Source organism: Thermosynechococcus sp. B1 (assembly GCF_030322985.1).
Lineage (GTDB): Bacteria > Cyanobacteriota > Cyanobacteriia > Thermosynechococcales > Thermosynechococcaceae > Thermosynechococcus.
In genome coordinates, this window is the sequence record NZ_CP096573.1 from 2,166,095 (window position 1) to 2,179,126 (window position 13,032).

10 protein-coding genes are annotated in these 13,032 nt (G+C 54.4%); 5 read left to right on the forward strand and 5 right to left on the reverse strand.

The window, feature by feature from the left end:
* The first annotated feature begins 79 nt into the window (after positions 1–79).
* Entirely contained in the window at positions 80–1,738 is a 1,659-nt protein-coding gene (locus tag M0644_RS10775) for an alpha/beta hydrolase (protein ID WP_286625673.1), read from the forward strand.
* Here M0644_RS10775 and pgsA read toward each other — a convergent pair.
* The 3 genes from pgsA to M0644_RS10790 form a co-directional block, all read right to left on the reverse strand.
* On the reverse strand, positions 1,723–2,229 hold the full coding sequence (gene pgsA / locus M0644_RS10780; RefSeq protein WP_286627189.1) for a CDP-diacylglycerol--glycerol-3-phosphate 3-phosphatidyltransferase: 507 nt from the start codon (positions 2,227–2,229) through the stop codon (positions 1,723–1,725). The two genes, M0644_RS10775 and pgsA, sit on opposite strands and share 16 nt — an antisense overlap.
* Before the next feature lie 66 nt (positions 2,230–2,295).
* The gene (glpX, locus tag M0644_RS10785) at positions 2,296–3,339 is read right to left on the reverse strand and encodes a class II fructose-bisphosphatase (RefSeq protein ID WP_149820730.1); all 1,044 of its coding nucleotides are present in this window, start codon (positions 3,337–3,339) and stop codon (positions 2,296–2,298) included.
* Between the two features lie 157 nt (positions 3,340–3,496).
* Positions 3,497–5,731 (reverse strand): glycoside hydrolase, encoded by a 2,235-nt coding sequence (locus M0644_RS10790; RefSeq protein ID WP_286625675.1) that lies wholly within the window; start codon positions 5,729–5,731, stop codon positions 3,497–3,499.
* 472 nt (positions 5,732–6,203) lie between these two features.
* On the opposite strand from M0644_RS10790, the gene M0644_RS10795 reads away from it, so the two are divergent.
* The 4 genes from M0644_RS10795 (at position 6,204) to M0644_RS10810 (ending at position 11,126) form a co-directional block, all read left to right on the forward strand.
* The gene (locus M0644_RS10795) at positions 6,204–7,256 is read left to right on the forward strand and encodes a zinc-dependent dehydrogenase (protein WP_286625677.1); all 1,053 of its coding nucleotides are present in this window, start codon (positions 6,204–6,206) and stop codon (positions 7,254–7,256) included.
* Complete coding sequence (locus M0644_RS10800) at positions 7,256–7,558, forward strand: DUF2499 domain-containing protein (protein WP_149820737.1); 303 nt, start codon at positions 7,256–7,258, stop codon at positions 7,556–7,558. The genes M0644_RS10795 and M0644_RS10800 overlap by 1 nt, the downstream gene beginning before the upstream one ends.
* Positions 7,559–7,755: 197 nt before the next feature.
* Positions 7,756–9,633, forward strand: a complete 1,878-nt coding sequence (locus M0644_RS10805) for a sodium:proton antiporter (RefSeq protein ID WP_286625678.1) — start codon at positions 7,756–7,758, stop codon at positions 9,631–9,633.
* A gap of 128 nt (positions 9,634–9,761) precedes the next feature.
* Positions 9,762–11,126: an S-layer homology domain-containing protein gene (locus M0644_RS10810; RefSeq protein ID WP_149820741.1), complete on the forward strand. Its 1,365-nt coding sequence runs from the start codon at positions 9,762–9,764 to the stop codon at positions 11,124–11,126.
* Positions 11,127–11,129: 3 nt separating this feature from the next.
* Here M0644_RS10810 and M0644_RS10815 read toward each other — a convergent pair whose 3' ends face one another.
* Positions 11,130–12,518 (reverse strand): NAD-dependent malic enzyme, encoded by a 1,389-nt coding sequence (locus M0644_RS10815; protein WP_149820743.1) that lies wholly within the window; start codon positions 12,516–12,518, stop codon positions 11,130–11,132.
* Between the two features lie 56 nt (positions 12,519–12,574).
* Entirely contained in the window at positions 12,575–13,015 is a 441-nt protein-coding gene (locus M0644_RS10820) for a hypothetical protein (RefSeq protein WP_149820745.1), read from the reverse strand.
* Positions 13,016–13,032: the final 17 nt, after the last annotated feature.

Genomic DNA, 13,032 nt, shown 5'->3' on the forward strand with positions numbered 1-13,032 from the left:
CTGCCAGTCCTTGGAAATGAGTTGCAGGTGACGTTGCAAACAACGATAATGCTAGTGATTAAGTGAGGGTATCTCAGGGATGGCGATCGCGCGCGCAAGGAAAAAATGGCAGTGGTTCTCCCTGTTGGGCGCAGCAGCAACCGTTTGGGCACAGACGGGACTGGCGGCTGAACAAATTAGCCTTGTGTATCCGCCCTTTGGCACCTTCAACATCCAAGTGAGTGACCTTGCCAGCTTTGCCAAAACGGGTAATACCAGCCCAGAGCTAGGGTTTTTAATTCGGTTGCTCCCCAATGATCAACAGCCAAACCTGCGGGAGAGCTTAACCACCCGTATGGACCTAGCACCCACAACCGTTAGCCAGTTTGTCAACAGCCCCATCGGTCAAGCCTTTCTGGAGCGTATTGGCCAAGTCATTCGTGCAGATAATGATGTCAATGGTGGCCCAGCCCTTGGGGAAGCCCTGAAAACCGCCGCCAGTTCCCCCGCAGGCATTACCCTACTCTCAGTACTACAGGCCTTTCCCGGCAAGAGTGTTAAAGTCAATGGTGAACTCGGTCTGAAGGCAGTGGGTGCCTTTACCCGTGCCGTGAATCAAGAACAACGGGCGCAAGACTTTATCGAACGCTTGGCGCAACTCCAACCAAGAACGCCACTGCCTGCCAGTAGCCTTAATCCTGCCCAAAAAGGACCCTTCCAGTGGCAAAAGCAAAAAATTGAATTTACTAATCCCAATCGCACCACAGGCTCCATTCCCGCAGATCTCTATGTCCCCACAGGAATTACGGCGCCGGCCCCTCTCATTGTCATTTCCCACGGTTTAGCCTCAGACCGCACGACATTTGCCTACTTAGCAGAGCACTTGGCTAGTTATGGCCTAGCGGTTTTAGCAGTCACTCACCCCGGTTCCGATGCCAGCCGGGTCAGTAGTTTTCTCTCCGGGACACCCCTCGACTACGAGAACTTGCCAAAGGATTGGGCGCAGCGTCCCCTCGACTTGAAATTTGGTGTGGATGCTGTAGCGGCGTTAGTTCAGAAAAATCCAGCCCTGAAAATTGACACCAATAATGTGGGGCTATTTGGCCACTCCATGGGGGGCTTTACCGTACTGGCAGCGGCTGGGGGTACCGTTGACTGGAATGCAGTGAAACAACGCTGTCTAGCAGCCGCTAGGGATCTCTTTATCTTTAATATCTCAGTGCCCCTGCAATGTCGTAGTCTCGGTCTTGCCGATGGGCCCTCTACACTGGCGGATCCACGGGTCAAGTCTGTGATTGCTGTCAATCCAGTGAGTAGTATTCTCATTGGTGAACGGGGCATGGCCAATATCAAGGTGCCGACGCTGATTATTTCCAGTAGCAAGGATGTCTTTGCGCCCCCGTTAGAGGAGCAGATCTGGCCTTTTACATGGTTGCAGGCGCAGCCCAAGTATCTTGCCATGCTCGTGCCCGGTACCCACTTCTCAGCAGTGGGGGTCAGTGAAGCGGGAGTATTACCGGTTCCCAATGATCTCATTGGCCCGAACCCACAGTTGGCACAGCCCTTTTTCAAGGGACTGGCGGGGGCTTTCTTTGGCGTCTTTAATCAAAAAAATGAGTCCTTGCGTCCATTCCTGAGTCAAACCTTTGTCAATCAGGTGACCCAGCCCACTTTTCAAGCCTATTGGCTGGATCGCATCAATCCCCAGCAGTTGCAGGAGGTGCTCGCGGGGCGCATTGGCACTCAACCACGAAGATAAAGTGCCCCAGAAATCAGTGTGAGGGCGATCGCCCCCCCATAAACAATGAGTATTCCCCCCTGCCAACTGGGTGGTAAGGGAGCGAGAAGTAATGCTACGGCCATAATCTGGCTAACGGTTTTGGCTTTGCCCCAAAGGTTTGCCCCCTGAATTTGAGATTGCTGCACCCGCCAACTGGCAATTCCGAGTTCCCGAAAGAGGATCAACGCCACTGACCATGCAGGCACCTCTCCCCATTCAATGCACAGGAGCAGGGGTGCAAGAATTAGCAACTTATCCACGAGCGGATCCAGCACTTTACCCAGATCCGTGACCTGATTAAAACGGCGGGCAATGTAGCCATCCAGCCAATCCGTCAGGGCTGCCACCAAAAATAAACCCACCCCCCACCAGCGATAGACCACTCCATGATTGAAGGAGAGCAAGCCTAGGATCACTGGCACAATCAACAGGCGAGCAAGGGTAATCGTAGTGGCGAGGTTCACAGGCATAGCACTCATGCAAAAGAAAACCCCCTCACGCAGAGGGAGTTCATTATCTTTTATCGCAGTCAGTGCTTAGTACAACTGGAGCGACTTCAACTGCTTATCGAACATGTGGATAGTGTCCACAAAGCGCGCTGTCTTCGACTGGGTGGAAATGACCAGAGATTGGGTACGGGCACCCCCCCTAAAGAAACGCACCCCTTTCATGAGTATACCGGGGGTAATTCCACAGGCAGCAAAGAGAACGGTTTCGCCGGAGGCCAATTCCTCCGCTTCATAGACCTTGTCGGGATCAGTGATGCCGGCTTTTTTGAGTTCTTCGAGGTTGCCTTCGCGGGTGCGATTCGCCCATTCCTTGGTCATGACCACAGCGGGATCATAGACCAGTTGCCCTTGGAAGTGCCCCCCTAAGGCGCGCATGGCAGCAGCAGAAATCACCCCTTCCGGCGCAGCACCAATTCCCATCAGGGCATGAATGTTGGTTCCCGAAAAGGCACAGCAGAGCGCTGCCGAGACATCGCCATCGGAGATCAGTTGGACGCGGGCACCCGCATCGCGAATTTCTTGAATCAAGTCATTGTGGCGATCGCGCTTCATTACCACCACCACTAACTCATCAATGGCGCGGTCAAGGCATTCCGAGAGAATTTTCAAGTTTTCGGTGGCGGAGTTGCGAATATCCACCTTGCCCTTGGCAGCGGGGGGCGCCGCCAATTTCTTCATATAAAAGTCGGGAGCCGCAAACAACCCCCCTTTTTCCGAAATGGCCAGCACAGCCATCGATCCCGGTTGGCCATAGGCGCAGAGATTGGTCCCTTCACAGGGGTCAACGGCAATGTCAATTTCAATGAGTTCTTCGGGGTTACAGTATTGGGCAGCATCGGGACGGGTGCAGATACCCACTTCTTCGCCAATGTAGAGCATGGGGGCTTCATCCCGTTCCCCTTCGCCAATCACAATACGACCGCGCATATGGATTTGATTCATGCGGTTGCGCATGGCATCCACGGCGACCTGATCGGCCATGTGTTTGTCGCCCTTGCCCATCCACCGCGCTGAGGCGATCGCCGCCTGCTCGACAACTTCAATAATCTCTAAGCCAATGACGTTATCCACACAACCCTCCTAACTGCACAAGTTGATCCCGCAGAGGTTTCCTATCTGAGCTTACAGAACTTTGGGATCTAGAAAATAATTTCTCGTTGCAAATTATTTGCTCCTACCGCCAAGGGGTTGTCGGATATCCTTTGGCCGTGGAAAAGACGCTCAAGGACTAGGGGGTAGTCAAAAAGAGCAGTTGCTCTGGGGGCAGATGGTCAAGGTAATAGCCCTCTTGAGCCAGCACGATCAACAGACGCAGGCCACAATCGGGATACAGGTGCAGATCTGCCCAAGGAATGGCCACTTCTAGGCAGATGCCCAAGGCATAGCGGGCATGGCTGGGTCGCTCTTTCCACTGGTAGTTGGCGATCGCCTCCTTGAAGGCAATCTGTTGCTTTTCAAAGTCAATCACCAATTGATGGTGGTACAGGTAGTTGAGGGGGGCTTCGTCGGGGCAATCTCGCAGATCAGAGAGGGGGCTATTGTACGTCACCATGTTGGGGTAGTACCAGCAAAAGTGCAGGGTGCTGATGTCATTCCCAAAGGGCTGTTTCTGGTTCGGAGCATCAAGACGCAGATAGATATTTAGGTGATCCACCCCATACCAGAGGCGACTGATCAGCGTTTGGCGGTGCATCGTCCCGCGGCTGCCACCGATTTGAATCCGGCCAGCAAAGTTCCAGTCCTGCTCATCACCGCGCCCATCAATCTCAGGGTGAATAAAGCCTTGGGGCGGGTAGGTATCCTTGGCTTCGTGGACTTCTAAGGGATCATTGAGAACCTCAGGAATTGGCTCCCCCAATGCTGTGTAGAGCGCCATCAAATGCTCACGGAAAAGCTGATCAAACATGGCATCGTGGTTCGAGGAGTGGCCTTCACCAAACCACCAAAACCAGTCAGAGCCTTCAGCCGCCAAAAGGGCTTGCCATGCCGCTGGATTGTTTGTTTCTGTCGCTTCGGAGTGGCGTTCAAGGGTTTGGCGGGCAGCCCCTAGATAGTCCCAAGCTTTGTTTTTTACCGGATCGCCAATCCATGTACAGAAATTGCCATCAATCCAAGAGCCGCTGTGGAGAGCAGAACCCGAAATCACCGCACGTGGGGGATATTGTTGCAGATACTGCGCCACAGAAACACAGGCAAAGTGCTCGTTCTCGCTCAGGCCTTGGTAAAGCCTTTCTAAGAAGGGCAGGCCGTCGCGGGGATAGTACTCCCAGCAGTTTTCACCATCGAGGGCAATGGTCACAAGCCATGGTTGTGCCAAACTGGATTGGCCAGTCCCTTCATAGGCAATGAGTTGCTGGCGAATACCCTCAAGCTGCTTGAGCAGATCCGCTGCCGCTGCTTCGGGAGCCATGGCACTGTAGGTAAAGCCAATCAAATCCGAGAGACGGTGATCGCGAAAGACAATGTTGAGATCCCCTTTGGCCGTGGTCAGGCGGTAGGGTTGGTAAAGAACATTGGCCTGTTGGACAACCCCCGCTTCGTTGCGGTGAAAATAGGTTCCCGTTGTCCAGCCCAAGATTGCTTCATCGGAGCAAATCCACTCAAATCCCTGCTCGACAATGGGTTCAAGAATGGCTGGACTTACGGATTGCTCTGACGGCCACAGTCCGCGGGGCGATCGCCCAAAGAATTGTTCATAAAGAACTCGCGCCCGCCGCAAATGCCGAGGAACATCTTCGGGATATTGAAACCGCTGTTGGGGCAGGGCAATGTTGGGAACCGCTACTTTGGCGGCATCGGTATCCACCAAGAGGGGCAAAATCGGGTGGGTATAGGGGGTTGTGGTGACTTCAATTTGACCCGCCTCTTGAAGGGCGCGATGCTGGGGAATGATTTGGCCAAGAATTTCCCGCTGTTTGGCAATGATCCGCTGGCGATCGCTGAGGCTAAAATCCCGCCCTTGGGACAACCATTGGGCAATCTCTGGCTCATCCCAGTAGAGGGGATCGATCCAAGCTAAATTGTGCCACGCCAACAGATCCCCATAGTCTTGGGGCTGCCAGTGTTGCCAACACCAAGTTTTCCCCTGGGTTTGCCGCTGCTCGTAGAGTTCGCGATAGCGGGGATGGGGGTCAATCATCGTGCGGTGGTGGGCATCAAAGAAATGCTCAATGATAAACCAGCGCTGCTGATCGGTGAGCTGCTCCACCGGGGTCAGTGTGGCTGTCAGATAGGGATCAAGGGCCGTACCGTTGACATAATCCTGAATTTGCAGCAACAGGGAGGGGACAAGGTTGACGGTTTGCTTGAGGCGGGGATATTTGGCGAGGACTAAGATCAGATCTAAGTAGTCCTTCGTGCCGTGGAGCCGTACCCAAGGGAGCAGGTATTGACCGGTGCGACAACTTTTGTAGAGGGGTTGGTGCTGGTGCCAAATGAAGGCAACGTGCAAGGGATAGGCCACAACCAATTTGCCTCCATGACTTAGGACAGACGCTTTCTCCAGTATTTCAGAGGAGTTTGGTGTGGTACCACTTTGTTACACAACATCTCAAACGCCGCAAGAATCTTAATACCCAATCAGGGGGTTCCCTCTCTCGTCCATATCGCCCGATCGGCAGTGGGCTTCCCGTGAATTGGGGAACTGGGGCTAGTGATCAGGCAATCCTGTGGTGCGTTGGGAAGAACAACCTAGTTAGGATAAAAGAGCCATTGGGAAAGGTTTGATGATCCTAGGCAGGAAGCCACAACCATCATCCCTCAGGAAAGCGCCTATCAGGATGAATTGATGGAGGGCGATCGCCAAGGAATGGCCCCCAAAGATTTGGATCGCCTTTGGCAAATTTTGCTGGCTGCTCAAACTAGGTCTTTCATCAAGACTTGCCCTCGGTGCGACGGGCAATTATCTTAGGGGTGACGAGTTTGCAAAGGTCTCAATGAAAGCCCAAGTGTTCCGAGGGGTGAATCAACTCAGCTACGAGGACATTCCCATCCCTGAGATTGCTGCCGATGAAGTGCTAGTGCGGGTCAGGGTGGTTGGGTTGTGCCAATCGGACATCAAAAAAATTCGCTATCCCCTCTATGAGCCGCCTCGTATTTTTGGCCATGAAACGGCGGGTGAAATTGCGGCGGTGGGTGAGGCCGTGACGGGTTGGCAGGTGGGTCAGCGGGTGGTGGTCATGCACCATATTCCCTGTATGCACTGCGCCTACTGCTTGAATGAAAACTATTCAATGTGCCATGTGTATAAAACCGTTACAACCACGGCGGGGTTTATTCCCAGTGGTGGGGGCTTTGCCGAGTATGTGAAAGTACCGGGGCACATTGTGCAGCATGGCGGTCTGATTCCGATTCCCGATGAGATTAGCGATGAAGAAGCCAGCTTCGTTGAACCCACCAACTGTTGTCTGAAGGCAGTCAAGAAGGCGGGCATTACTGCCGGTCAAACAGTGCTGATCACTGGGGCAGGGCCTATTGGCCTGATGTTTATTATGTTGGTGAATCTCTTTGGGGCACGGGCGATCGCCACCGATCTACTGCCCTCCCGAATCGCCAAAGCCAAAGAAGTGGGCGCCGCTGCCGCTTTTGATGCCCGCGATCCCGATCTCAGTGCCAAGGTGCAAGCCCTGACCCATGGCTTGGGGGTGGATGTCAGTCTTTTAGCGGTTCCCAGTGAAAAAGCCTTTTTCCAAGCCCTAGAGTGTACGCGCAAGGGGGGCAAAATTCTCTTCTTTGCCGAGTTTCCCGATGAAGTGGAAATTCCCCTCAATCCCAACATTCTCTATCGCCGTGAGATTGATCTCATGGGGAGCTATAGTTCCTCCTACCGCTTACAGTCGCTTGCCTGCGACATTATCTTTAACCGCCGCATTGATGTCAAAGCCCTGATCAGCGATCGCTATCCCCTATCAAAGCTGGCTGAAGCGGTGGAGCAGGCAGTACAGCCGACGCCGGAAACCTATAAAATCCTCATTTATCCAGAATCCTAATGCACGCCCTATCAATTCCCACGTGGATGGTGCATATTTCCAGTGTGCTGGAGTGGATGGCAGCCATTTGGTTTGTGGCACAACTGGATCGCCGCTGTCCGCAGCAGGGATGGCGGTGGTTGGCGTGGGCAATGCTACCAGCGTTGGTGAGTGCCATGTGTGCCTGTACGTGGCATTACTTCGATAATGCAGTGACACTGGCTTGGTTGGTGGATCTGCAAGCGCTGCTCACGTTCATTGGCAACTGTACCCTCTGTGGTGCAGCAGCATGGCTGTGGTGGCGATCGCAAAGCGCACTGTAGCTGCCCTCTTGAAGTAAAGCTTAACAAGATTGATTGAAATTGGCAGTGCTCAAGGACTTCCAGTATCCTGTAATCAGGTTCCCCCGCAATAGGGTGTGACAAATGCAACAGTCCAATACTGAACTTTGACGTAGAACAAGGAGGAACGCTTGCCCGTCAGTCTAGCCCTAAACGCCTAAACCTCTGTGGAGGCTGCGATGGAAAGTAGTGCCGAACTCACCGCCTTGTTCGTCATCACCGTTGTCCTAGGCATTGGTGCCCAAGTGACTGCCCATTGGTTACGGCTGCCGAGTATTGTCCTGTTGTTACTGGCGGGTATTCTTTCAGGCCCCAGTGGCTTGGGGCTAGTCCATCCGGAAGTTTTAGGCGAAGGCCTAGAGGTGTTAGTGCCCCTGTGTGTGGCCTTGATTCTCTTTGAGGGGGGCTTGAGCTTAGACCTGAGCCGCGCTGACCAAGATATTACGGGTAGCCTCTGGAAGTTAGTGACGCTGGGGGGATTGGTGACGTTTGTGGCTGGCGCCATGGCTGCCCATTGGATTGGCGAATTTCCGTGGCAACTGGCTTTTCTCTATGCCTCCCTCGTGGTGGTGACCGGGCCTACGGTTGTTGGACCGCTGCTGCGGCAAGTGGGGGTAGAGCACAAGCTAGCGGTCATCCTCGAAGGGGAAGGGGTACTGATTGACCCCATTGGTGCCATTTTGGCGGTGATGGTGCTGAACGTAGTTCTCAATCAAGACCTCGGCATGGGGGCGATCGCCCTAGGGATTGTCCAGCGCTTGGCCGTTGGTACCTTGATGGGCGGTATCGGTGGCTGGTTTCTCAGCCGCTTCCTGCGTCGCGCTTGGTTTCTGGGGGATGATCTGCGCAACTTGTTGGTGTTGGCCGTCCTCTGGGGCCTGTTTTGGCTGTCGGATCAAGTGGTCAGTGAATCGGGTCTAATGATGGCGGTGGTGCTTGGCTTGGTACTGCGCTGGTCGGATGTGCCGGGGGGGCGGCTACTGCGGCGTTTTAAGGGGCAACTGAGTACGCTCTCGATCTCGGTCTTGTTTGTGCTGCTGGCTGCGGATCTCTCGATCGCTGGTCTATTGGAGCTAGGTTGGTCGGGGGTGTTCACGGTGTTGTGCTTAATGTTCCTGATTCGTCCCCTCGGCGTTGTCCTATGTACATGGGGCAGTGATCTCAGTTGGCAACAAAAAGCCTTCCTCAGTTGGATTGCGCCGCGGGGAATTGTTGCGGCTTCAGTGGCTTCGCTATTTTCGATTACCCTCACCAATGCGGGAATTAGTGGGGGGGATGCCATTAAAGGACAAGTGTTCCTGACGATTTTGATGACGGTTTTCGGCCAAGGCCTAACGGCGCGCTGGGTGGCAACCCAACTGAATGTGCGTGCCCAAGGGGCTTCAGGGGTGATGATTGCTGGCTGTACGCCCTTGGGTCGTTTGTTGGCGCGGATCTTGCGCGATCGCGGCGAAGAGGTGGTGATGATTGACACCGATCCTGAGGCCGTTGAACAAGCCCGCCGTGAACACCTACCCGTCTATCTCAGTAGTGCCCTTGACCTGAATATTTTGCAGGAGGCCGGCATTACTCAATTGGGCACCTATCTGGCTGTGACTAGTAATACTGAGGTGAATGCGGTGCTGGCACAGCGCGTCCTCGAAGAATTTCACCCGCCACGGGTCTTGGCCGCCCTTGAGGTAGAGGATTGTCCCCTAGGTCTGAGTCCAGCCTTTGCTCGGCAACTGTCCATCAAAAAATGGAACCAATATATCAACACTGAGGCGGTTCGTTTGGGGGAACTGGTGATTGAGGAGGAGCGATCGCAATTGCAACGCCAGCACCTTGACGCCTTGATCCGCTCTGGGAAAGTGCTTCCCCTGCTTGTGGAACGGCCAGAGGGATTGCGGGTGGTGCGAGCCAATGAAGAGTGGCAAGTGGGCGATCGCCTGATTTACCTGCTCCACAGCCCCAAACCCCATACCCTACCCGCCGCCTTAATTTCGGGCTGGCAAATGAATACCCAAGTAGAATCGGTTCTTGTCCCCAGTGAAACCCCTACGCCCAAGGGAACCTAATCTCCGGCACTGCGTCCATAGGCATCAGCAGAGTCAACGATTGACGTGTTTTCCCAATCAAAATTGCTGAGGGGTATCCAAAACCCTCTCAGATAACTTGAATACCCTCTTACTTGGAGAGATTTGCTATGCAAAGCCTCGCACAGCGCAGCTTGGCTGTTTTGAGCTGCGGTTTAATGAGTTCTGGTACCCTTGCCCTTGTAGCGGCTGTTCCGGTCCAAGCCCAATCCCGTTTTACCGATACCCAAGGCATCTGGGCACAGGCCTGTATTGACCACCTTGCCAGTCGCAACATTATCAGCGGCTATCCCGATGGCACCTTTCGCCCCTTTGCCCCCGTCACTCGGGCTGAATATGCGGCCATGCTGGGGAAGGCGTTTCCCAATGCCCCAGTGGTGCGTACCCCCAGTACGTTTAACGATGTCCCCAGCACATTTTGGGCAGCGAGTGCGATTCAAAATGCCACCCGTACCGGCTTCTTGAGTGGTTACCCCGGCAATGTTTTTCAGCCCAATCAAAATATTCCGCGTGTTCAGGCGATCGTGGCCTTGGCCAGTGGCTTGCAATATCCCACACCGCCTTCTGTGGAGGGGGTCTTAGCCCAGTTCAATGATGCGGCGGCAATTCCCGCCTATGGACGTGCCGGTGTGGCCGCTGCCACCGCTAAACAAGTGGTGGTGAACTATCCCAATGTGCAGTTCTTTGCGCCGAACCAACTGGCTACCCGTGCCGATATTGCGGCTTTCCTTTGTCAAGCAACCCGTGCCCCCGCTGCCCAAGCGCTGGTTCCCAGCCAGTACATTGCTGGTGCAGCCACCGCTTCCCCGTCACCCCTTGCTCTACCCGCCGGTCAGCAAATTCCGGCTCGCTTCCCCGATGCAGAGCGGATTGTCGTCAGTCCCAATGAAACCGTGGCGATTCGCTTGGTGACGGCGGCGGATGTGCGCGATGGCCAAGGGCGGGTTGTCATTCCCCTAGGCAGTGAAGTTTTTGGTCAGATTCAGCCGGCCCAAGGGGGGGCGCAATTTGTCGCCAACACGGTGGTGATCAATAACCGACAGCTGCCGATCGCCGCCAATTCCCAAGTCATTCGTACGATTCGCGATGCCCGTGATCCCAACATTGGCAATATTTTCCGTAATGCGGCCATTGGTTCCGCTGTTGCTGCGGGGATTTCTGGCTTGGCGGGAGACCGCAGGATTACGCCCCTGAAGGTTCTCACAGGAACCCTGACCGGTACAGCCATTGAAACCAACCAAGGACGGCCTGCTACCTCCATTATTCGCGATACGCTGATTGGTGCCGCTTTGGCCACGGGTGCTTCTGCAGTGATTGGCGATCGCAAGATTACGCCCGAAAAAGTGATTACCGGTGCAGCCGCCGGTGCCACCATTGGTGGTGCGATTGATCCAGCCGTGCAGCGACTAGTGGTGATTGATGCCAATACGGATTTGGGCTTGACCCTGACTCAACCCTTTACTGTCTCGCAATAGAGACTAGGCACGCGCTAACCCCAGCGATCGCGCGCAGTCCTCGACAGCCTTGGCCACTGCCGGTGCCACCCGTGGATCAAACACTGAGGGGATAATATAGGCTGAGTGCAGTTCCGAGGGACTGACCAAGGCCGCGATCGCTGCTGCCGCCGCGAGGAACATCTCCTCCGTCATGCGGGGTGCCCGACAGGCAAGGGTACCCTTAAACACCCCCGGAAAAGCGAGCACATTGTTGATTTGATTGGGATAGTCACTGCGGCCAGTGGCCACCACCGCCACATGGTCATAAATAAGTTCGGGTTGGATTTCCGGAACGGGATTGGCCATCGCAAAAACAATCGCTTTTGGGGCCATGCGCTGCACCATTTCCAATGTCAGGACGCCGGGGGCACTCAAGCCAATAAAGACATCGGCACCCTCTAGAGCATCAGCCAGCGTTCCTGTTTCAGCGACGGCAAATTCCTGCTGTGCTGGTGTTTGTGCTTTGTCTTTTGAGAGGATGCCTTGGCGGTTGCAGAGAGTTAGATGGTGGGCGCCGGCTTTGCGCAGGAGCCTAGCCACGGCGATGCCGGCTGCCCCCGCACCGTTAATGACAATGCGCACCGTATCTAAGGATTTAGCCACTAGTTGCAGGGCATTTTTAAGGGCGGCAAGGGTGACAATGGCCGTGCCGTGCTGGTCATCGTGAAACACAGGGATATCCAATTCCGCTTGCAGACGGGCTTCGATTTCAAAGCAGCGGGGGGCGCTAATATCCTCTAGATTGATGCCACCAAAGACGGGGGCGATGTGCTTCACGGTGGCAACAATTTCATCCACCTCCTGCGTGCTCAAGCAGATGGGAAAGGCGTCCAGACCGGCAAATTCCTGAAAGAGCATAGCCTTGCCCTCCATCACCGGTAGAGCAGCCTCTGGGCCGATATTGCCCAATCCCAAGACCGCACTGCCATCACTGACAATGGCCACCGTATGGCTTTTGATCGTCAGTTTGTGCACCAATTGAGGATCGTCAGCGATCGCCTGGGACACCCGACCGACGCCCGGTGTATAGGCCATCGCCAGATCGTCGTACTCCTGAAGGGGATGCTTGCTTCTAACGGTGATTTTGCCGCCCTCATGGAGCCGAAAGGTGCGATCGCTCACCTCTAGCACCGTGGCTTGGGTGTCAGATTTCACAGCATTGACAATGGCCGCAGCATGATCGCGGCTGGCAGCCACCACCACCAGTTCCCGTAGGATTTTATTAGCGGTTTTCTCGATCAGGGTGATGGAACCCACTTGCCCCTGTTGCCCACCAATGATCTGGAGAACGGTTCCTAATTCCGTTGGATCTAAGGAAGTCTTCAATCGCAGCGTCAGACTATAGGCAGGCGTCGGGGTCAGCTTAACCATTCAGACTTAACCAAAAGTTAACGGCAAAAGGTACCGTCTGATGATAGCACCTCTGCCTAGCTTCCGGTTTGGGTGGCAATGGGCAGGGACTCGGCTTTGCAGGCGGCCAAAATGGCGCGATCGCTAGCACTAATACGACGCAAACTATAGAAACTGGGTAAATCAATTTCTGCTTGGTAGGGTTCCTCCTCATAGGTGGGTAGAACCGTCACCTGCAACTGGCGATCCCCCACGGTACCCCGAAAACAATCAAAGGAGGAATTGGGCATGTAAAACGCCCCATAGACCTTCTGATCTTTGACTTCAAAGACAATATAGCTATGACCCACCTGTTGGGGTTGGGGCGACTCGCCAAGGAGATACAGGCCATTGACCAATGGAGATTGATTTTGTCGGGCCAAGAGCGGTTGAGCGATCGCCAGCCCATTGGTGAACCCAAGGGTAACAACTCCCAATACAACTGAAAGTGACCAACCCAAACGTGCCAACGAAATCATTCTATTTCCCTACCTGA

Excerpts from the sequence above, each read along its gene's own strand:
- M0644_RS10775 (WP_286625673.1), top strand. The coding sequence starts at position 80 with ATGGCGATCGCGCGCGCAAGGAAAAAATGGCAGTGGTTCTCCCTGTTG.
- M0644_RS10820 (WP_149820745.1), bottom strand. The coding sequence starts at position 13,015 with ATGATTTCGTTGGCACGTTTGGGTTGGTCACTTTCAGTTGTATTGGGA.
- M0644_RS10805 (WP_286625678.1), top strand. The coding sequence starts at position 7,756 with ATGGAAAGTAGTGCCGAACTCACCGCCTTGTTCGTCATCACCGTTGTC.
- M0644_RS10800 (WP_149820737.1), top strand. The coding sequence starts at position 7,256 with ATGCACGCCCTATCAATTCCCACGTGGATGGTGCATATTTCCAGTGTG.
- M0644_RS10795 (WP_286625677.1), top strand. The coding sequence starts at position 6,204 with ATGAAAGCCCAAGTGTTCCGAGGGGTGAATCAACTCAGCTACGAGGAC.
- pgsA (WP_286627189.1), bottom strand. The coding sequence starts at position 2,229 with ATGCCTGTGAACCTCGCCACTACGATTACCCTTGCTCGCCTGTTGATT.
- M0644_RS10810 (WP_149820741.1), top strand. The coding sequence starts at position 9,762 with ATGCAAAGCCTCGCACAGCGCAGCTTGGCTGTTTTGAGCTGCGGTTTA.
- M0644_RS10815 (WP_149820743.1), bottom strand. The coding sequence starts at position 12,518 with ATGGTTAAGCTGACCCCGACGCCTGCCTATAGTCTGACGCTGCGATTG.